19 protein-coding genes are annotated in these 20,091 nt (G+C 71.5%); 7 read left to right on the forward strand and 12 right to left on the reverse strand.

All coding sequences use genetic code 11. From position 1 onward, the window contains the following. Positions 1 to 2: 2 nt before the first annotated feature. Genes nuoH through RIU97_RS16910 form a run of 8 tightly spaced genes read right to left on the reverse strand, consistent with a single transcriptional unit; the run spans position 3 to position 9,065 of the window. Positions 3 to 1,370 (reverse strand): NADH-quinone oxidoreductase subunit NuoH, encoded by a 1,368-nt coding sequence (gene nuoH / locus RIU97_RS16875; RefSeq protein ID WP_404957587.1) that lies wholly within the window; start codon positions 1,368 to 1,370, stop codon positions 3 to 5. Further along, complete coding sequence (locus tag RIU97_RS16880) at positions 1,367 to 3,871, reverse strand: NADH-quinone oxidoreductase subunit G (RefSeq protein ID WP_404957589.1); 2,505 nt, start codon at positions 3,869 to 3,871, stop codon at positions 1,367 to 1,369. The genes nuoH and RIU97_RS16880 overlap by 4 nt, the downstream gene beginning before the upstream one ends. After that, a complete protein-coding gene (nuoF, locus tag RIU97_RS16885; RefSeq protein ID WP_361753726.1) occupies positions 3,868 to 5,265 on the reverse strand; it encodes an NADH-quinone oxidoreductase subunit NuoF in 1,398 nt (465 codons plus the stop codon). The genes RIU97_RS16880 and nuoF overlap by 4 nt, the downstream gene beginning before the upstream one ends. Next, a complete protein-coding gene (nuoE, locus tag RIU97_RS16890) occupies positions 5,262 to 6,044 on the reverse strand; it encodes an NADH-quinone oxidoreductase subunit NuoE (RefSeq protein ID WP_404957592.1) in 783 nt (260 codons plus the stop codon). Before nuoE ends, nuoF begins: the two co-directional genes overlap by 4 nt. Continuing rightward, entirely contained in the window at positions 6,041 to 7,378 is a 1,338-nt protein-coding gene (locus RIU97_RS16895) for an NADH-quinone oxidoreductase subunit D (RefSeq protein WP_404957594.1), read from the reverse strand. The genes nuoE and RIU97_RS16895 overlap by 4 nt, the downstream gene beginning before the upstream one ends. Further along, the gene (locus tag RIU97_RS16900) at positions 7,378 to 8,139 is read right to left on the reverse strand and encodes an NADH-quinone oxidoreductase subunit C (protein ID WP_404957596.1); all 762 of its coding nucleotides are present in this window, start codon (positions 8,137 to 8,139) and stop codon (positions 7,378 to 7,380) included. The genes RIU97_RS16895 and RIU97_RS16900 overlap by 1 nt, the downstream gene beginning before the upstream one ends. Next, positions 8,136 to 8,690: an NADH-quinone oxidoreductase subunit B family protein gene (locus RIU97_RS16905; protein ID WP_361753734.1), complete on the reverse strand. Its 555-nt coding sequence runs from the start codon at positions 8,688 to 8,690 to the stop codon at positions 8,136 to 8,138. The genes RIU97_RS16900 and RIU97_RS16905 overlap by 4 nt, the downstream gene beginning before the upstream one ends. A gap of 15 nt (positions 8,691 to 8,705) precedes the next feature. Next, entirely contained in the window at positions 8,706 to 9,065 is a 360-nt protein-coding gene (locus RIU97_RS16910; protein WP_030010013.1) for an NADH-quinone oxidoreductase subunit A, read from the reverse strand. A gap of 780 nt (positions 9,066 to 9,845) precedes the next feature. On the opposite strand from RIU97_RS16910, the gene RIU97_RS16915 reads away from it, so the two are divergent. Further along, entirely contained in the window at positions 9,846 to 10,697 is an 852-nt protein-coding gene (locus tag RIU97_RS16915; protein WP_404957599.1) for a C40 family peptidase, read from the forward strand. Positions 10,698 to 10,775: 78 nt separating this feature from the next. Here RIU97_RS16915 and RIU97_RS16920 read toward each other — a convergent pair whose 3' ends face one another. Together RIU97_RS16920 and RIU97_RS16925 are read right to left on the reverse strand one after the other, a co-directional pair. Then, positions 10,776 to 11,735: a hypothetical protein gene (locus RIU97_RS16920; protein ID WP_404957601.1), complete on the reverse strand. Its 960-nt coding sequence runs from the start codon at positions 11,733 to 11,735 to the stop codon at positions 10,776 to 10,778. Between the two features lie 23 nt (positions 11,736 to 11,758). Further along, entirely contained in the window at positions 11,759 to 12,169 is a 411-nt protein-coding gene (locus tag RIU97_RS16925; protein ID WP_361753740.1) for a hypothetical protein, read from the reverse strand. Between the two features lie 385 nt (positions 12,170 to 12,554). Between RIU97_RS16925 and RIU97_RS16930 the strand changes: the two genes are divergently transcribed. From RIU97_RS16930 to RIU97_RS16950, 5 genes are all read left to right on the forward strand, one after another. Continuing rightward, on the forward strand, positions 12,555 to 12,875 hold the full coding sequence (locus RIU97_RS16930) for a hypothetical protein (RefSeq protein ID WP_404957603.1): 321 nt from the start codon (positions 12,555 to 12,557) through the stop codon (positions 12,873 to 12,875). Then, positions 12,872 to 14,482, forward strand: a complete 1,611-nt coding sequence (locus RIU97_RS16935) for a peptidoglycan-binding protein (protein WP_404957605.1) — start codon at positions 12,872 to 12,874, stop codon at positions 14,480 to 14,482. The genes RIU97_RS16930 and RIU97_RS16935 overlap by 4 nt, the downstream gene beginning before the upstream one ends. A 419-nt stretch (positions 14,483 to 14,901) precedes the next feature. Beyond that, a complete protein-coding gene (locus tag RIU97_RS16940) occupies positions 14,902 to 15,561 on the forward strand; it encodes an ABC transporter ATP-binding protein (protein WP_404962862.1) in 660 nt (219 codons plus the stop codon). After that, the gene (locus RIU97_RS16945; RefSeq protein ID WP_404957607.1) at positions 15,558 to 16,778 is read left to right on the forward strand and encodes an ABC transporter permease; all 1,221 of its coding nucleotides are present in this window, start codon (positions 15,558 to 15,560) and stop codon (positions 16,776 to 16,778) included. Before RIU97_RS16940 ends, RIU97_RS16945 begins: the two co-directional genes overlap by 4 nt. A 51-nt stretch (positions 16,779 to 16,829) precedes the next feature. After that, positions 16,830 to 17,123, forward strand: coding sequence for a hypothetical protein (locus RIU97_RS16950; protein ID WP_404957609.1), 294 nt, complete (start codon positions 16,830 to 16,832; stop codon positions 17,121 to 17,123). 34 nt (positions 17,124 to 17,157) lie between these two features. On the opposite strand, the gene RIU97_RS16955 is transcribed toward RIU97_RS16950, so the two are convergent. Next, complete coding sequence (locus tag RIU97_RS16955; protein WP_404957611.1) at positions 17,158 to 18,441, reverse strand: geranylgeranyl reductase family protein; 1,284 nt, start codon at positions 18,439 to 18,441, stop codon at positions 17,158 to 17,160. A gap of 97 nt (positions 18,442 to 18,538) precedes the next feature. Here RIU97_RS16955 and RIU97_RS16960 point away from each other — a divergent pair, with 97 nt between their 5' ends. After that, entirely contained in the window at positions 18,539 to 19,066 is a 528-nt protein-coding gene (locus RIU97_RS16960; protein WP_404957613.1) for a GNAT family N-acetyltransferase, read from the forward strand. 128 nt (positions 19,067 to 19,194) lie between these two features. On the opposite strand, the gene RIU97_RS16965 is transcribed toward RIU97_RS16960, so the two are convergent. After that, positions 19,195 to 20,091 (reverse strand): glutaminase, encoded by an 897-nt coding sequence (locus RIU97_RS16965; protein ID WP_404962863.1) that lies wholly within the window; start codon positions 20,089 to 20,091, stop codon positions 19,195 to 19,197.

Below are 20,091 nucleotides of genomic sequence, written 5' to 3' on the forward strand. Positions count from 1 at the left end.
TCTCAAGCCTCCTCTCGGTCACTCTCAGTATTCGCCCCGCCACTGACAATCAGCTCCCGCTCGCTGCGAGGCCGCCTGCGCGGTACGGGTGCCAAGTGCTGGCCGGGCTTGGGCGGTACGGGGAATCCGCCCGCCAGCGGGTCGAAGGGCACGGCGTCGTCGACGGCCTCGGCGGCCTGCGCCTTCTCGCGCTTGTCGCGGAAGATGTCCGCGACGAAGGAGAGCAGCAGGATCGCCACGACTCCACCGCCGACGTAGAGGACGATCTCGCTGAAGTCGTACGCCTCGTTGCGCAGCGCCCGGACGGTCGCGACCAGCATCAGCCAGACCACGGAGACCGGGATGAGCACCTTCCAGCCGAGCTTCATCAGCTGGTCGTAGCGCACGCGCGGCAGCGTGCCGCGCAGCCAGATGAAGAAGAACAGCAGCAGCTGCACCTTGAGGACGAACCAGAGCATCGGCCACCAGCCGTGGTTCGCGCCCTCCCAGAAGGCGCTGATCGGGTACGGGGCCCGCCAGCCGCCCAGGAAGAGGGTGACCGAAACCGCCGAGACGGTGACCATGTTGACGTACTCGGCCAGCATGAACAGCGCGAACTTGATGGACGAGTACTCGGTGTTGAAGCCGCCGACCAGGTCGCCCTCGGACTCCGGCATGTCGAAGGGGGCGCGGTTCGTCTCGCCGACCATCGTGATGACGTAGATGATGAAGGACACCGGCAGCAGGACGATGAACCAGCGGTCCTCCTGCGCGTCGACGATCGCCGAGGTCGACATCGACCCGGAGTAGAGGAAGACCGAGGCGAAGGCCGCGCCCATCGCGATCTCGTAGGAGATCATCTGCGCGCAGGAGCGCAGTCCGCCGAGCAGCGGGTACGTGGAGCCGGAGGACCAGCCCGCCAGCACGATGCCGTAGATGCCGACCGAGGCAACCGCGAGGATGTAGAGCATCGCGATGGGCAGGTCGGTCAGCTGCATCGTGGTGCGCTGGCCGAAGATGGAGATCTGGTCGTCCGCGGGCCCGAAGGGGATCACCGCGATGGCCATGAAGGCCGGGATCGCCGCGATGATCGGGGCCAGGACGTAGACCACCTTGTCGGCGCGCTTGACGATCAGGTCTTCCTTGAGCATCAGCTTCACGCCGTCGGCGAGCGACTGGAGCATGCCCCAGGGCCCGTGCCGGTTGGGGCCGATGCGCAGCTGCATCCAGGCGACGACCTTGCGCTCCCACACGATGGAGAAGAGCACGGTCACCATCAGGAAGGCGAAGCAGAACACCGCCTTGATGACGACCAGCCACCAGACGTCGCGGCCGAACAGGGACAGGTCCTCGGCGGCCAGTTGTACGAAGTCACCGTGTACCGCGTTCACGCGTCCACCTCCGCAGTGGTGTCGCCGGTGCCGGCCGGGGTCGCCGGGCCGATGCGTACGAGGCTGCCCGGGCGGGCGCCGGCGTCGGCGAGGACGCCGGAGCCGGTGGAGTTCAGCGGGAGCCAGACCACGCGGTCGGGCATCTCGGTGATCCGGAGCGGGAGTTCCACGGAGCCGGCCGGTCCGGTGACCGCGAGGGCGTCGCCGTCCTTGACGCCCGTCTCGGCGGCCGTGGCGGCCGACAGCCGGGCGCTCGCCTCGTGGCGGGTGCCGGCCAGGGCCTCGTCGCCCTCCTGGAGGCGGCCCAGGTCGAGGAGGAGCCGGTGGCCCGCGAGGACCGCCTCGCCGATGCCCGGGCGGGGCAGCGCCGCGGTGTCGGCGGACTGTTCGGCGGCGCGCTCCCCGGCCCACGGGCCGAGCGCATCGAGCTCCCGGCGTACGGCGTGCACGTCGGGCAGCGCGATCGGCCGGTCGGCGGCGTCGGCCAGCATGTGGAGCACGCGGGCGTCGGCCGGGGCGAGCCGGCGGGTCATCTGGTCGGGCTTGAGCGCCGCCTCGAACGGGCGGACCCTGCCCTCCCAGTTGATGAACGCGCCCGCCTTCTCGGCCACCGCGGCGACCGGAAGGACCACGTCCGCGTGGGCGGTGACCTCGCTGGGCCGCAGTTCCAGGGAGACCACGAAGGCCTCCTGGAGGGCGATCCGCGCGCGGACCGGATCCGGCAGGTCGCTCACCTCGACCCCCGCGACCAGCAGGGCCGAGAGCTCGCGGGAGGCCGCGGCTTCGACGATCTGGCCGGTGTCGCGGCCGTAGCGGTGCGGGAGTTCGTCCAGGCCCCAGGCGGTGGCGACCTCGTCGCGGGCCCGCGGGTCGGTGGCCGGACGGCCGCCCGGCAGCAGGGACGGCAGCGCGCCCGCCTCGACGGCGGCCCGCTCACCGGCCCGGCGCGGGATCCACACCAGCTTCGCCCCGGTCGCCGCGGCGGCCCGTACGGCGGCGGTCAGCGCGCCGGGCACCCCGGCGAGCCGCTCACCGACCACGATGACGGCGCCGGGCTCGCGCAGCGCGTCGGCGGCGACGGCCCCGCCGGCCTCCAGGCCGGTCCGGGAGGCCAGCGCGTCGAGCCACTCGGGCTCGGTGCCGGGGGCGGCGGCCAGCAGGGTGCCGCCCGTCTTCTCCAGGCCGCGGGTGGCGAAGGGGGCGAGGGCGAAGGTCCGCTGCTTGTGCTTGCGGTGGGCCTTGCGCAGCCGCAGGAAGACGCCGGGGGCCTCCTCCTCCGCCTCGATGCCGACGAGCAGCACCGCGGGCGCCGCCTCCAGCGAGGCGTAGGTGACGCCCTTGCCGTCGAGGTCCTTGCCGGTGCCGGCGACGGTGGCGGCCAGGAACTCGGCCTCCTCCGCGCTGTGCACGCGGGCCCGGAAGTCGATGTCGTTGGTGTCGAGCACCACCCGGGCGAACTTGGCGTACGCGTAGGCGTCCTCGACGGTGAGCCGGCCGCCGGTGAGGACGCCGGCCCGGCCGCGCGCGGCGGCGAGCCCGTTGGCCGCGGCCTCCAGGGCCTCGGGCCAGCTCGCGGGGGCGAGGACCCCGTCGGCGCCGCGCACCAGCGGGGTGGTGAGCCGGTCCGGGCGCTGCGCGTAGCGGAACCCGAAGCGGCCCTTGTCGCAGATCCACTCCTCGTTGACCTCGGGGTCCTCCGCGGCGAGGCGGCGCAGCACCTTGCCGCGGCGGTGGTCGGTACGGGTCGCGCAGCCGCCCGCGCAGTGCTCGCACACGCTCGGGGAGGAGACGAGGTCGAAGGGGCGGGAGCGGAACCGGTACGCGGCCGAGGTGAGGGCGCCGACCGGGCAGATCTGGATGGTGTTGCCGGAGAAGTACGACTCGAAGGGGTCGCCCTCGCCGGTGCCGACCTGCTGCAGCGCGCCGCGCTCCAGCAGCTCGATCATCGGGTCGCCGGCGATCTCGTTGGAGAAGCGGGTGCAGCGGGCGCACAGCACGCAGCGCTCGCGGTCCAGCAGCACCTGCGTGGAGATCGGGACCGGCTTCTCGTAGGTGCGCTTCCTGCCCTCGAACCGCGAATCGGCGTTGCCGTGCGACATCGCCTGGTTCTGCAGCGGGCACTCGCCGCCCTTGTCGCAGACCGGGCAGTCCAGCGGGTGGTTGATGAGCAGCAGCTCCATCACCCCGCGCTGGGCCTTGTCGGCGACCTCGGAGGTCAGCTGGGTCTTGACGACCATGCCGTCGGTGCAGGTGATGGTGCAGGAGGCCATCGGCTTGCGCTGGCCCTCGACCTCGACGATGCACTGGCGGCAGGCGCCGGCCGGGGAGAGGAGGGGGTGGTCGCAGAACCGGGGGATCTCGATGCCGAGCTGTTCGGCGGCCCGGATGACGAGGGTGCCCTTGGGCACGGACAGTTCGGCCCCGTCGATGGTCAGCGACACCAGATCCTCGGGCGGAACGGCCGCGTCCCCTCCGGAGGCGGCCGTAGTGGTGACGGTCATGCGTTCACCTCCGTGTCGGCCCAGAGGGTCGACTTCCTGGGGTCGAAGGGGCAGCCCTTGCCCGTGATGTGCTGCTCGTACTCCTCGCGGAAGTACTTGAGCGAGGAGAAGATCGGGCTGGCCGCGCCGTCACCGAGCGCGCAGAAGGACTTGCCGTTGATGTTGTCGGCGATGTCGTTCAGCTTGTCGAGGTCGGACATGACGCCCTTGCCGGCCTCGATGTCGCGCAACAGCTGGACCAGCCAGTACGTGCCTTCGCGGCACGGGGTGCACTTGCCGCAGGACTCGTGGGCGTAGAACTCCGTCCACCGGGTCACGGCCCGCACCACGCAGGTCGTCTCGTCGAAGCACTGGAGCGCCTTGGTGCCGAGCATCGAGCCGGCCGCGCCGACGCCCTCGTAGTCGAGCGGGACGTCGAGGTGCTCGTCGGTGAACATCGGGGTGGAGGAGCCGCCCGGGGTCCAGAATTTCAGCCGGTGCCCGGGCCGCATGCCGCCGCTCATGTCGAGCAGCTGGCGCAGGGTGATGCCGAGCGGGGCCTCGTACTGGCCGGGGCCGGCGACGTGCCCGGAGAGCGAATACAGCGTGAAGCCGGGGGACTTCTCGGTCCCCATCGACTTGAACCAGTCCTTGCCCTTGTTCAGGATCGCGGGAACCGAGGCGATGGACTCGACGTTGTTCACGACGGTGGGGCACGCGTAGAGCCCCTCGACGGCAGGGAAGGGGGGACGCAGCCGGGGCTGACCGCGCCGGCCTTCGAGGGAGTCGAGCAGCGCCGTCTCCTCGCCGCAGATGTACGCGCCCGCTCCCGCGTGCACCGTGATGTCGAGGTCGAGCCCGCTCCCCAGGCCGCTCTTCTCCCTATCTGCAGCCTTCCCGAGGTAACCGGCCTCGTACGCCTCGCGCACCGCCTCGTGCAGGCGCCGCAGGACCGGCACCACCTCGCCGCGCAGGTAGATGAAGGCGTGCTGCGAGCGGATCGCGTAGCACGCGATGATCATTCCCTCGATGAGGGAGTGCGGGTTGGCGAAGAGGAGGGGGATGTCCTTGCAGGTTCCCGGCTCCGACTCGTCCGCGTTCACGACGAGGTAGTGCGGCTTTCCGTCGCCCTGCGGGATGAACTGCCACTTCATTCCGGTGGGGAAGCCCGCGCCGCCGCGTCCGCGCAGACCCGAGTCCTTCACGTAGGCGATGAGGTCGTCCGGGGTCATCGCGAGTGCCTTGCGCAGGCCCTCGTAGCCCTCGTGGCGCCGGTAGGTCTCCAGCGTCCACGACTGCGGCTCGTCCCAGAAGGCCGACAGCACGGGCGCGAGGAGCTTCTCCGGGCTCGTGCCTCCGCCGGCCTCCGGCCGGGAGGTGCTGCCCCCATTGCTCAGTTCGGAGGACACGGTCATCCCTCCCCTCCCTCGGTGGTGGTGTCGCCACGGGTCTCGCCGCGCGCCTCGGTGCGCGGGTGAACGATCGAGGCGTGCGGGGACTCGCCGCGGGCGATGCGCAGCCCGATCAGGGAGGCGGGACCGGCGCCGCCGGTCGCCTCGACCGCGCCCTCGCGCTCGTCCGGGAACCCGGCCAGGATCCGGGCGGTCTCCTTGTACGTGCACAGCGGCGCGCCCCGGGTCGGCGAGACCTCGCGGCCGGCCAGCAGGTCGTCCACCAGGGCCTTGGCCGATTGGGGGGTCTGGTTGTCGAAGAACTCCCAGTTGACCATCACCACGGGGGCGAAGTCGCAGGCCGCGTTGCACTCGATGTGTTCGAGGGTGACCTTGCCGTCGGGGGTGGTCTCGTTGTTGCCGACCCCGAGGTGCTCCTTGAGTTCCTCGAAGATGGCGTCGCCGCCCATCACCGCGCACAGCGTGTTCGTGCACACGCCGACCTGGTAGTCGCCGGAGGGCCTCCGCCGGTACATCGTGTAGAAGGTCGCGACGGCCGTGACCTCGGCGGTGGTCAGGCCCAGCACCTCGGCGCAGAAGCGGACTCCGGTGCGCGAGACGTGGCCCTCCTGGGCCTGGCACAGGTGCAGCAGCGGCAGCAGCGCGGACCGGCTGTCGGGGTAGCGGGCGATGACCTCCTTCGCGTCCGCTTCGAGGCGCTCGCGTACCTCCGCCGGAAAGTCGGGGGCCGGCAGCTGGGGCATGCCCAGCGAGACCCCTTGGTTCTGAGGACTGGCGGTCATCGGTCGACGCCTCCCATCACGGGGTCGATGGAGGCGACGGCGACGATGACGTCGGCGACCTGGCCGCCCTCGCACATCGCGGCCATGGCCTGCAGGTTGGTGAAGGACGGGTCGCGGAAGTGGACCCGGTAGGGGCGGGTGCCGCCGTCGGAGACGACGTGCACGCCGAGCTCGCCCTTGGGCGATTCGACGGCCGCGTACGCCTGCCCGGCCGGGACCCGGAAGCCCTCGGTCACCAGCTTGAAGTGGTGGATGAGGGCCTCCATGGAGGTGCCCATGATGTTCCTGATGTGGTCGAGGGAGTTGCCGAGGCCGTCCGGGCCCATCGCCAGCTGCGCCGGCCACGCGATCTTCTTGTCGGCGACCATCACCGGGCCCGGCTCCAGGCGCTCCAGGCACTGCTCGACGATCCGCAGCGACTGGCGCATCTCCTCCAGGCGGATCAGGAACCGCCCGTAGGAGTCGCAGCTCTCGGTGGTCGGCACGTCGAACTCGTAGTTCTCGTACCCGCAGTACGGCTCGGACTTGCGCAGGTCGTGCGGCAGGCCGGCGGAGCGCAGGATCGGGCCGGTGGCGCCGAGCGCCATGCAGCCGGTGAGGTCGAGGTAGCCGACGTCCTGCATGCGGGCCTTGAAGATGGGGTTGCCGGTGGCGAGCTTGTCGTACTCCGGCAGGTTCTTCTTCATCGTCTTGACGAACTCGCGCAGCTGGTCGACGGCGCCCGGGGGCAGGTCCTGCGCGAGGCCGCCGGGGCGGACGAACGCGTGGTTCATGCGCAGTCCGGTGATCAGCTCGAAGATGTCGAGGATCAGCTCGCGGTCGCGGAAGCCGTAGATCATGATCGTGGTCGCGCCCAGCTCCATGCCGCCGGTGGCGATGCACACCAGGTGGGAGGAGAGCCGGTTGAGCTCCATCAGCAGGACGCGGATGACGGTGGCGCGGTCCGGGATCTGGTCGGTGATGCCGAGCAGCTTCTCGACGCCGAGGCAGTACGCCGTCTCGTTGAAGAACGGCGTGAGGTAGTCCATGCGCGTCACGAAGGTCGTGCCCTGCGTCCAGTTCCGGTATTCGAGGTTCTTCTCGATGCCGGTGTGCAGGTAGCCGATGCCGCAGCGGGCCTCGGTGACCGTCTCGCCGTCGATCTCCAGGATCAGGCGGAGCACCCCGTGGGTGGACGGGTGCTGGGGGCCCATGTTGACGACGATCCGCTCGTCGTCGGCCCTGGCCGCGGACTGGACGATCTCGTCCCAGTCGCCGCCGGTGACGGTGTAGACGGTGCCTTCGGTCGTCTCGCGCGCGGAAGCGTGGTCGGCGGCGTGATTCGAAGTGGACATCAGCTGTACGACCTCCGCTGGTCGGGAGCCGGGATCTGGGCGCCCTTGTACTCGATGGGGATGCCGCCGAGCGGGTAGTCCTTGCGCTGCGGGAAGCCCTGCCAGTCGTCCGGCATCATGATCCGGGTGAGGGCCGGGTGCCCGTCGAAGACCAGGCCGAAGAAGTCGTACGTCTCGCGCTCGTGCCAGTCGTTGGTCGGGTAGACGGAGACGAGCGACGGGACGTGCGGGTCGCTGTCCGGGACGGACACCTCCAGCCGCACGATCCGGCCGTGGGTGAGCGAGCGCAGGTGGTAGACGGCGTGCAGCTCGCGGCCCACGTCATGGATCGGCGCAGTGTCGGGGAAGTGGACCCCGGAGACGCCGGTGCAGAGTTCGAAGCGCAGGGCGGGGTCGTCGCGCAGGGTGCGCGCGACCCGGACGAGGTGCTCGCGGGCGATGTGGAGAGTGAGCTCTCCCCGATCCACGACCACCTTCTCGATCGCGTTCGCGGGGAGCAGGTCCTGCTCCTCCAAGGCGCCCTCCAGCTCGTCCACGACCTCGTCGAAATACGAGCCGTAGGGCCGGGCGGACGGGCCCGGGAGGGCGATCGTCCGCACCAGGCCGCCGTAGCCGCTGGTGTCGCCGCCGTTCCTGGCGCCGAACATGCCCTTGCGGACGCCGATGACCTCGGGGCCCTGGTCGCGCGGCGCAGGCACGTTGCTGCCGTTGCCGCCGTTCTCGCCCGTGGTGCCGTTCTCCGGCTCTTGGGTCTCGCTCACCGGAGCAGCCCCTTCATCTCGATGGTGGGGAGGGCCTTGAGGGCCGCCTCCTCCGCCTCACGTGCCGCCTGTTCCCGGTTCACGCCGAGCTTTCCGCCCTGGATCTTCTGGTGGAGCTTGAGGATCGCGTCCATCAGCATCTCGGGGCGGGGCGGGCAGCCGGGCAGGTAGATGTCCACCGGGACGATGTGGTCGACGCCCTGGACGATCGCGTAGTTGTTGAACATGCCGCCCGAAGAGGCGCAGACCCCCATGGAGATCACCCACTTGGGAGCGGGCATCTGGTCGTACACCTGCCGCAGCACCGGCGCCATCTTCTGGCTGACCCGGCCGGCCACGATCATCAGGTCGGCCTGGCGCGGGGAGCCGCGGAAGACCTCCATGCCGAAGCGGGCCAGGTCGTACCGGCCCGCTCCGGTGGTCATCATCTCGATGGCGCAGCAGGCCAGGCCGAAGGTCGCCGGGAAGACGGACGACTTGCGCACCCAGCCCGCGGCCTGTTCGACGGTGGTCAGCAGGAAGCCGCTCGGCAGCTTCTCTTCCAGTCCCATGGAAAATTCAGCCCCTCAGTCCCATTCCAGGCCGCCGCGGCGCCACACGTAGGCGTAGGCGACGAAGACGGTGAGCACGAAGAGCAGCATCTCGACGAGCCCGAAGATCCCCAGGGAGTCGAAGGTGACGGCCCAGGGGTAGAGGAAGACAACCTCGATGTCGAAGACGATGAAGAGCATCGCCGTCAGGTAGTACTTGATGGGGAAGCGGCCGCCGCCGGCCGGCATCGGTGTCGGCTCGATGCCGCACTCGTAGGCTTCGAGCTTCGCCCGGTTGTACCGTTTTGGGCCGATCAGCGTGGCCATGACCACGGAGAAGATCGCAAACCCTGCGCCGAGGGCGCCGAGCACGAGGATGGGCGCGTACGCATTCACGCTCCTCGCTCCTTCCAGTCGTCCTTGACCGTTGGACCGCCGCCGGCACCGCGTGCACCGCCTCGCGAAGATCGCGCTTTGATCGAGCGCTTGCATGTGAGGCAGTTCACAAGCCGGACTGGTGCGCATCTTATGCCCGCCCGTCTGTGATCTGCGACACGGGTTGCAACACCGAGTTTGTGATCTCCACCACCTGACGAACGATCATGAAGCCCAATGAGTGGTGATCTTCATACGTGAAGCATCCACATGATCACCAAAGGTGACATCCGACCTCGTTACCGCAGGTAGAAGGCGCACGGCACTATCAAATGGTGGCCCGTGCAGGCAAATTGGCACCAAGGGCGTCTGGGTGATAAAGGGATCGGCGTCGCCCGGTCGGGGGAGCCGGTGTGTACGGAGGTGGACGCGGGGGCAGACGAGGGGTCGAGGAGCGCGCCGAGCGCGTGCATCCGTTCACGAACCCCCCGGCCTCTTCACAGGAAGGTCACGGACGGGGCACAGCGTCCGCATGGCGTGACGCTCCTGTGACCTGCGCCACTCTGAATCTGCGCTTCCGAAAGAGGGCTTGGCCATCTGTGCGGCGGGATGGTAGGTCGTGGATCAATTCGGACTTATTACGGAAACCCCATGATCACAGCCTTGTGAAGGCCTGTCCGTTTCGCCCGTTACGGCGTCAATAAGGAGCCGGACGCGCCCGGTTAGCGCCGTTCGCGGGCAACTGTGGCGCAACCCACGTTTCTTGAAGGGACCCCGGGCGCCCTGATAGCGGTTGTCCTCATGTCCCACACCGCTCACATACCCAGCCACCGGAAGCCCCGTCGTAGCGCCTCGAAGCTCGCGGTCCGCGCCGGAGTTGCCGGTGGCGTCCTCAGCACCCTGGCCATGGCCGGCACCGCGAGCGCGTCCCCGTCCGAGCCCGTGGCCGAGACGACGCTCGAAATGCCGGTCCTCAACCTGGATCTGGCCGCCGAGGTCTCCTCCGCCGTCACCAAGGCAGCCGAGAACACCCGCCTGGCCGCCGTCGAGGGCGAACTGACCGCCCAGGAGGAGAGCGCCCGCACCGGCGCCGCCGCCGAGGCGAAGCAGGCCAAGGAAGAGGCCCAGAAGAAGGCCGACGAGGAGAAGAAGGAGAAGGAGGAGGCGGACCGCAAGGCCGCTGCCGAGCGCGCCACCCGCTCCACCGCCCGTACTTCCCTCAACAGCACCTCGGCCTCCGGCTCCGGATCCGGCTCCGGCAGCTCCCAGGGCACCGGTACCGTCACCGCCCCGGCCACCGGCTCCGCCGCCGCGATCGTCAACTTCGCCCGCGCTCAGGTCGGCAAGGCGTACGTCATGGGCGGCACCGGCCCGTCCTCGTTCGACTGCTCCGGCCTCGTCCAGGCCGCCTACCGCCAGGCCGGCATCTCCCTGCCGCGCATGTCCCAGGCGCAGTCCTCGGCCGGCACCTCGGTGTCCCTGAACGCCCTTCAGCCGGGCGACATCCTGTACTGGGGCTCCAAGGGCAGCGCGTACCACGTCGCCATCTACGTCGGCGGCGGCAAGTTCGTCGGCGCGCAGAACCCCAGCACGGGCATCGTCGAGCGCAACCTGAGCTACGACAAGCCGACGGGCGCCGTCCGCGTCCTCTGATCCTCCGGATCGTCACGAACGCACAGAAGGGCCGGTGCTCCCCCGCTCGGGGGTGGAGCACCGGCCCTTCCGTGCGCCTCAGACGAGGCTCGCCGCCAGCTTGAAGCGGGCGTCGCGCTGCTTCTTGTAGAGGGCCAGCGTCTCGGCGTGCTCCTCGACGAGACGCTCCTGGTAGGCCTTCTCGACCGCCGCCCAGATCCCGACCAGGTTCACCTCGCGCTTGCACGCGACATCGGCCTTGGCAGCCGTGACGGCCTTCGCGCCGCCCTTGTCGTCCTGCAGGCCCAGCTTCTCGACGACCTCGTACGGCGTGGCGACCCCGCCGTATCCTGATTTGTCCATGCATGCCGCCCAGTTCTTCAGCATGCCGACGACCCGGGAGTCCTGCCGGGACCGTTCGTGCGCCTCGGAGGCCAGCCCGAAGGTGAAGAGCAGGTCCACGCTGTCCTTCGTCGGGGCGTAGAGCTTCCGGTACCCCTCCCGGGCGCACCCGCCCGCCGGTACCCTCTGCCCGCCCGCGGTGAGGCCGCTGTCCAGCTGCGCGGCCTCCTCCTCGGTGTTCGCGTCGGGAGCCGTGCCGCCCTGGGCGCCCGGCTGTTCGCCGTTCATCACGACGTAGGCGCTGTCGCTCAGCTGCGGCGCCGGGGGCTTGGCCGGCATTCCCTCCCCCGCGGACTTGTCGTACCCGTGGGCCGCCGCGTACGCCGGATCGGCCGGGCCGAAGAGGTACCGGTGCCGGTCCTCGGCCGCCCCGCCGCCGGACGGCGCGGCCGCCTTCACCCCCTCGTACGTGAACCCGTACCGGGCCATGCACCGGGAGACCAGCATCTGCTGGACCTGGCCCATGCGGATCCGCTCGGCTTCGGTGTCCGTGTAGGCGTCCATCGGGAAGGACAGCGCGGCCGTCGCCGGATTGGACTCGACGGGGCCGAGCTCCGGTTCGCCGCCCTCCGCACCGCCGGCGCCGGAACATCCGGCCAGCATCGTGGCCAGCAGAGCGACCGGGGCGACGAGACGGAGGCGCCGGGCGGTGCGCATAGCGTGGAACTCCTTCGTCCGGATCAGGGGTGGAGGGTGTAGGTGGCCGAGCTGATCTTGTTCTTGAACGTGGCCGAGGCATTGCCGGAGTAGTTCGAGGGGATCTCGCCGACATTGCCGTCGATGTTCGCGTCCGTGGCGACCTTCCAGGCATAGACGTCGCGGTTCTTGTAGGACTCGGTGTTGTCGTTCACGAGGGCCCCGGCACCCGTGCAGCCGCTCTTGAAGTAGTTGTCGTTGAAGTTCAGGTCCTCGCCGTACAGGTCGAAGACACAACCAGACTGATTCTGGTAGTAGAAAAGACCGAACTCGTGGACTTCCAGATTTCCGTCCTTGCCCATGGCCGCCGCCGGTCCGGCCGCACCCAGGAGAATCGCGCCCATCGATACGGCGGCGACGCCGCCCGTGGTCAGCGCGCGGAATGCCTTGTTCATGATCTGCTCCTCTGCAGGTGAAATGGTGACGCAGAGCCGCAACCATGATCACGACTCACCGTCCGGCCGGGATTCAACAGGTCAAGGCGTCCGAAAACCAAGTCCTTCTCACCTGATGGACAGTCATGTCTGGTTACTGACCAGGAACTTGTGCGCGCACTTTCTGCTACCTACTATCGCCCGGCGCGCACTCCTCGCACTTCTCGCACGGGCGCGCCGATCCCACTTCTACCGCCGCAAGGGAACTCCCGTCGTGCACGCACGCTATTTCGCTCCACTGCTCCTCATATGCATTTCGCTGACGGGATGCGGCGGCGGGGACGACGAGCCCAAGGCGAGTGACAGTCCGCCGCCCACGGCCGAGGAAATCGCTTACCACGACTGCTTGAAGAAGCAGGGTGTGGCCATCGTTTACACCGACTACGGCGCGCCGCGCGAGGACAAGTCGAAGCCCTGGAACGAGGAGGCGCACAAGGCCTGCGAGTCGATGCTGCCGGCCGCGGCGAAGCCCCGGCCGGCCGAGCCGGAGGCGCTCGCCGCCGCGCAGAAGGAGGCCGCGTGCCTGCGGGCCGAGGGCGTGTCCTGGTACCCGGACCCGGACCCGGTCACCGGGGAGATCGACCAGACCAAGGGCACTCCCGAGCAGTGGACCGCGCTCAAGCGCGACCACCTGGACGCGTTGAAGAAGTGCCGGACGCCGAGATGAGCGAGTTCGATCACGTCGTGGAGCACACCCAGGTCCCGGAGGACGACCGCAGCGGGCTCGCGCGGGGGCGGCGCGTGGTGCTCGGAGTCGTCGGCGGAGCCGCGCTGATGGCGATCGGGGGGCTGCTGGCCACCACCCTGGTGAAGTCCCCCGCGCAGGTGGCCGCGGAGACCGGGCCGCCCGCGCAGGGGGCCCTGACCGCGGAGGTCGAGCGGCGGGTGCTCGCGCAGACCCTGGTGATGCGCGGCTCCGTCGTCGCCGACCAGAGCGTCGAGGTGTCCCCGCAGGGGGTGCGCTCCGGTGACGGCTCGGGGTCGGGGGCGGCCGTGGTGACCAAGCTGCCGCCGAAGGCCGGGGACCCGGTCACGGCGGGGCAGCTGCTCGCCGAGGTCTCCGGCCGGCCGGTGTTCACCCTGCACGGCACCCAGCCGATGTACCGGGACCTCAAGCCGGGGGCCACCGGGGACGACGTCGCACAGGTGCAGCAGGCGCTGCGCGAGCTCGGGCACGGCACCGGCTCCGACCCGAAGGGCGTCTTCGGGGCCGGTACGAAGGCCGCGCTCGCCGCCCGCTACCGGGCCATCGGGTACGAGCCGCTGCCCGCGGTCGCCGACGGCGGCGCCGCGCTCAAGTCGGCGCGCGAGGCGGTCCGGTCGGCGACGTGGGCCGTCGAGGACGCGGTGGGCTCCGCCGGTTCCGCGGGTCAGGGCGCCGGCTCCACCGCCGGGCCGGATGGCTCCGCCGGTTCCGCGGGTCCGAGCGGCGGACCCACCACCGGACCGGGCCCCACGGGCGCCGGATCCGGCAAGGGCGGCACCGCGGCGACCTCGGGTTCCGGCTCCGGACGGGAGTTGGTGCGGGCGCGACAGGCCCTCAAGGAGGCGCAGGCCGCGCTGGCGGCCGCCGAGGCCGCCGACGGTCCGATGCTGCCCGCCGCCGAGACCGTCTTCCTGGGCTCCTTCCCGGCCCGCGTCAGCTCCGTCGGCGCCCGCGTGGGCTCCCCCGTCTCGGGCCCGGTCCTCACGCTCTCCGCCGGGGAACTCGTCGTCGAGGCCTACCTCAAGGACGACAAGAAGCAGCTGCTGCGCCCCGGCATGGCGGTGGTGGTCTCCTCCGAGGTCTCCGGCACCGACATCCACGGGAAGGTGGCGGCGGTCGCCGCCGAGCGGTCCGCCGCGCAGCCGGCCGGCCCGCCCCAGCAGCAGGCCCAGGGCCAGAACTCCAAGGGCGGCGGCGGGGACGGCACGGGCGGCGGCAGCGGCGGCGGCGGCGACCTCGGGTACCGGATGGTGGTCCGCGCCGACCAGCCGCTGCCCGCCGGCTTCGCCGGGCAGGACGTCCGGCTGACCATCGAGTCCGCCTCCACCGACGGCGAGGCGCTCGTGGTCCCGGTCACCGCCGTGTCGGCCGGCGCGGACGGGCGTACGGTCGTCACCGCCGTCTCCGCCGAGGGCACCCAGCGGCGCATCGAGGTGCGCACCGGCACCAGCGGCGACGGCTTCGTGGCCGTCACCCCGGCCCAGGCGGGCTCCCTCGCGGCCGGCACCCGAGTCGTGATCGGGGTCGCACCCCGCGGCACCCGCGAGACCCGCGGGACGACCGAATGAGGCTCCTGCCCCGACGCTCCCGCGCCGCCGAGGCGGCCGAGCCCCGGCCCGGAGCCGAGGCATCCGAGGTCCAGTTCGGGGCCGAAGGCCAGTTCGGGGCCGAGGCCCAGTGCCGGGCCCAGTCCGGGGTCGGGGACCCGGCCGAAACGCCCGGGGCCGGGGCCGGGGCCCGAACGCCCGGGTCCCAGGCCGGGGCCGGGGCGCCCGCCGTCGAGGCCGGAGCCGGAGCCGGAGCTTGCGAGGCCGGGGTCGGCGTCGGGGCGGAGGCGCCCGGGCCCCGGGCCGGAGCCGAGGCCAGAGCCGGAGCCGAGGCATCCGAGGCCCGGGCCGGGGCCGAAGCCGGGGGCGGGGTCGCGGTCGGGGCCGAAGCGCCCGATGCCCGGGCCGGGGCCGGGGCGCGCGCCGTCGAGGCCGTCCCCGTGATCGAGTTTCGTGGGGTCGGGCTCACCTACCCCGGGCCGCCGCCCGTCGAGGCGCTGCACCCCTGCGAGCTGCTCGTCCGGCGCGGCGAGTTCATCACCGTCGTCGGCCCCTCCGGCTCCGGGAAGTCCACCTTCCTCAACGTCGCCGGGCTGCTCGACTCCCCCACCACCGGCCGGTACCTCCTCGACGGGATCGACACCGCGGCCCTCCCCGACCGGGAGCGCACCGCCCTGCGCGGCCGCCGCATCGGCTTCGTCTTCCAGTCCTTCCACCTGCTGCCCCACCGGTCCGCCCTGGAGAACGTCACCCTCGCCATGCTCTACACCGGAATTCCGCGCGCCCAGCGCCTCGTACGGGCCCGCGAGGCCTTGGACCAGGTCGGTCTCGGGCACCGGGCCGGCGCCGTGCCCGGGCGGCTGTCGGGCGGTGAGCGGCAGCGCGTGGCCATCGCCCGCGCCCTCGTCGGGCGGCCCTCGCTGCTGCTGTGCGACGAGCCGACCGGCAACCTCGACTCCGCCAACGCCGCCTCCGTCCTCGGGCTGCTGGACGAACTCCACGGCTCCGGAATGACCGTTCTCGTCATCACGCACGACCTCGAAGTGGCCCGGCGCGGCCGCCGGACCGTCACCATCCGCGACGGGCGGCTGCACCTGTGAGCACCGTCGAACCGACCCGGCTGTCCGTCCGCGACGCCCTGTCCGAGGCCGTCGCCGGCATGCTGCGCCGCCCCGGCCGGGCGGCGCTCACCGCCCTCGGCACCGTCCTCGGCGTCGGCAGCTTCGTGGCCGTGCTCGGCCTCACCGCCACCATCTCCTCGCAGATCGACGGCCGGTTCAACGTCCTGACCGCCACCGAGGTGAGCATCGAGGACGTCGCCAGCCGGCAGGACGAGTTCGCCGGTCCCGGCTTCCCCGCCGATGCCGAACGCCGGCTGCGCGCGGTCGCGGGCATCGAGCACGCCGGGGTGATGTGGACGGTACGGCTCGACTCGCGGACCTCCGTCGGCCCCCTGCCGTCCGGCGCCGGCGAGGCCACCACCGGCGCGGCCGTCGTCGCCGCCTCCCCCGGGGCCGTCGCCGCCCTCGTGCCGACCCTCCAGCAGGGGCGGCTCTACGACGACTTCGCCGAGCGCGGCCACGAACGCGTCGTGGTCATCGGCAGCGGGCTCGCCGCCCGCCTCGGGATCACCACCCTGGCCACCCGGCCCGCCCTCTACATCGGCCAGGAGCCCTTCACCGTGGGCGGCATCGTCGCCGACCTGGAGCGCCGGCCCGAGCACCTGATGTCGGTCCTCGTCCCGCGCACCACCGCGGAGCAGCTGTGGGGTCCCCCGTCGCCCGGCTCCGCGAGCATGCTGATCGCCACCGAGCTCGGGGCCGCCCGGCAGGTCGCCGACCTGGCCCCGCTCGCGCTGCGCCCCGACCATCCCGAGTACCTCAAGGCCGTCCCGCCGCCGGACCCGCGCACGCTGCGCTCCGGCGTCACGTCCGACCTGAGCGCGCTCTTCCTGCTGCTCGCGGGGATCTGCCTGGTCATCGGGGCCGTCGGGATCGCCAACACCACGCTCGTCGCCGTGCTGGAACGGACCGGCGAGATCGGGCTGCGCCGTGCGCTCGGCGCCCGCGGCCGGCACGTCTCGGCGCAGTTCCTCACCGAGTCCGCGGCCCTGGGGGCGCTCGGCGGGCTGGTCGGGACCTCGCTGGGCGAGCTGACCGTGGTCGCCGTGTCCCTCGCCCGGGACTGGACCCCGGTGATCCACCCGGTCACCGTCGCCGCGGCCCCGCTCGTCGGCCTGGTCACCGGGCTGCTGGCCGGGCTCTATCCGGCCTGGCGGGCGGCCCGTGTGGAACCGGCCGAGGCCCTGAGAAGATAGCGGCGGCACCCTGACCGTCAGAGCCGACCCGTCACCGGAGGTGCTGGTCCCGTGAACCCGAAGCCGTACGAGTCCCACGGCGCCGGCGACCCCACCGCCGTCCCGGCCGCGCTCGGGCTCGGCCTGCTCGCCGTGGGGGGCTGGCTGCTGACGACCGCCCGCCCCTGGCAGAAGCCGGGGCACCCGCTCACGCTGGGGCTCGGCTGGATCGCCTCGGGCGTGCTGCTGCTGTGCGGGCTGGTGCTGCTGGCGAGGTGCGTCCGTACGGTCCACGGCCGCCCGGACACCGGCCCCGACCGGGACCCGTACGCGTCCGCGGCCGAAGCCACGACCGCGGAGGACTGAACGAGCGGCGCCCGCGCGGGCGCCGCCGCCCGGTTCAGGCCTTCGGGGCCACCTTCGACAGGCCGTTGATGATGCGGTCCATCGCGTCGCCGCCCGTCGGGTCGGTCAGGTTGGCCAGCATCTTCAGCGTGAACCGCATCAGGACCGGGTGGGTCAGGCCGCGCTGCGCGGCGACCTTCATGACCTTCGGGTTGCCGATGAGCTTCACGAAGGCGCGGCCCAGCGTGTAGTAGCCGCCGTAGGTCTCCTTGAGCACCTTCGGGTAGTTGTGCAGCGCCAGCTCGCGCTGGGCCGGGGTGGCCCGGGCGTGCGCCTGCACGATGACGTCGGCCGCGATCTGGCCCGACTCCATGGCGTACGCGATGCCCTCGCCGTTGAACGGGTTGACGAGCCCGCCCGCGTCACCGACCAGCAGCAGGCCCTTGGTGTAGTGCGGCTGCCGGTTGAAGGCCATCGGCAGGGCCGCGCCGCGGATCGGCTGCGTCATGTTCTCGGGGGTGTAGCCCCAGTCCGCGGGCATCGAGGCGCACCACGCCTTGAGGACCTCGCGCCAGTCCAGCTCCTTGAAGGCGGAGGAGGAGTTGAGGATGCCGAGGCCGACGTTGGACGTGCCGTCGCCCATGCCGAAGATCCAGCCGTAGCCGGGCAGCAGCCGGTCCTGGGCACCGCGCCGGTCCCACAGCTCCAGCCAGGACTCCAGGTAGTCGTCGTCGTGCCGCGGGGAGGTGAAGTACGTGCGGACGGCGACGCCCATCGGGCGGTCCTCGCGCCGGTGCAGGCCCATCGCCAGGGAGATCCGGGAGGAGTTGCCGTCGGCCGCCACGACGAGCGGGGCGTGGAAGGTGACCGGGGTCTTCTCCTCGCCCAGCTTCGCCTGCACGCCGGTGATGTGGCCGGTGCGCGGGTCGCGTACGGGCTCGCCGACGTTGCAGCGCTCGTACAGCCGGGCGCCGGCCTTCTGCGCCTGGCGGGCGAGGGTCTCGTCGAAGTCGTCGCGCTTGCGGACGAGTCCGTAGTCCGGGTAAGAGGCGAGTTCCGGCCAGTCCAGCTGCAGCCGCTGGCCGCCGCCGATGATGCGCAGGCCCTTGTTCCGCAGCCAGCCGGCCTCTTCCGAGATGTCGATGCCCATGGCCACCAGCTGCTTGGTGGCGCGCGGGGTGAGGCCGTCACCGCAGACCTTCTCGCGCGGGAACGCCGTCTTCTCCAGCAGCAGGACGTCCAATCCGGCCTTGGCGAGGTAGTAGGCGGTGGTCGAGCCGGCGGGCCCGGCCCCGACGACGATCACGTCCGCGGAGTGTTCGGAGAGGAGCTCGGTCACTGCGGGGTCTCCCGAAGGCTCGATAAAGGGTGCCCAACGGCACCGGACATGTGCAGTCTATGCAGCGAGAGAGATCACGATCCGAAGGGTGCCTCCGATGACCACCTCGCCGACCCGGCCGCTTCCCGCCGTACAGCTCCGCGTGCCCACGGACGAGGACGCGCACGCCTGGCACGCGGTCTTCGCCGACCCCGACGTCATGGAGTTCCTCGGGGGTCCCGCGGAACTGTCCGCGTACGAGGAGTTCACCGCGCGCCAGCGCATGCACGACGCCCAGCTCGGCTACTGCCTGTGGACCCTGCTGGACGGGGAGGGCACGGTGATCGGCTTCACCGGCGCCCAGCCGTGGCCCCGGGAGAAGGAGTGGGGGCCGGTCGGGGAGATCGAGATCGGCTGGCGGCTGGGCCGCTCGGCGTGGGGCCGGGGTTACGCGTACGCCGCTGCGCTGGCCACGCTGGACCGGGTCCGGGTGGCCGGGGTCCCGCACGTGGTGGCGATGATCGACGCCCGCAACGCGCGGTCCGTGGCGGTGGCGGAGCGGCTCGGGATGGAGCTGGCCGAGGAGTTCACCACGCCGGGTGGCAACCCGGGCCGGCGCTACGCCCTGTCCCTGCGGGGCGAGTGACCGGGCTCCGCCCGGCCCTGGGGCTCCGCCCCAGCCCCCGCTCCTCAAACGCCGGAGGGGCTGGATGTGCAGCCGGGGCTGCGCCATTCCAGCCCGCCGGCGGGGAGCTCCGTGTGGGAAGCCGCGCTTCAGAAGACGGACAGGCCCGTCAGGGTCGTGAAGCGGTCGAGGGCGGCCACGCCCGCGACCGAGTTGCCGCGGGCGTCGAGGCCCGGGCTCCACACCGCCAGGACGCACTGGCCCGGGACGACCGCGACGATGCCGCCGCCGACGCCGCTCTTGCCCGGCAGGCCGACGCGGTACGCGAACTCGCCGGCCGCGTCGTACGTCCCGCAGGTCAGCATCACCGCGTTGATCTGCTTGGCCTCGCTGCGCGTCAGCAGCCGCGAGCCGTCCGCCCGGAGCCCGTGGCGGGCCAGGAAGCGTCCGGCGCGGGCCAGGTCGGCGCAGGTCATCTCGATGGAGCACTGCCAGAAGTAGTGCTCCAGCAGTGCGGGCACCGGGTTGTCGATGTTCCCGTACGAGGCCATGAAGTGGGCGACGGCCGCGTTGCGGTCGCCGTGCTCCTGCTCGGAGGCCGCGACCTCGGCGTCGAAGCCTATGGCGGGGTTCTGGCTCTCCTGCCGCAGGAACTCCAGCAGTTCGCTGCTCGCGTCGCCCGTGAGGGTCTGGAGCCGGTCGGTGACCACGAGGGCGCCCGCGTTGATGAACGGGTTGCGCGGAATGCCGTTCTCGTACTCCAGCTGTACGAGCGAGTTGAACGGGTTGCCGGAGGGCTCCCGGCCGACCCGCTCCCACAGGCTGTCGCCGCCCTCGGCCAGGGCCAGGGCGAGCGCGAAGACCTTGGTGATGGACTGCGCGGAGAAGGGGACCTGCCAGTCGCCCACCCCGAAGACGTTGCCGTCGAGGTCGGCGACGGCCATCCCGAAGTGCCGCGGGTCCACCTCGGCGAGGGCCGGGATGTACTCGGCGGGCGTGCCACTGCCCAGCAGCGGGGCGATGTCGGCCGCGATCCGCTCCAGCAG

The organism is Streptomyces sp. 147326 (genome assembly GCF_045000215.1).
Lineage (GTDB): Bacteria > Actinomycetota > Actinomycetes > Streptomycetales > Streptomycetaceae > Streptomyces.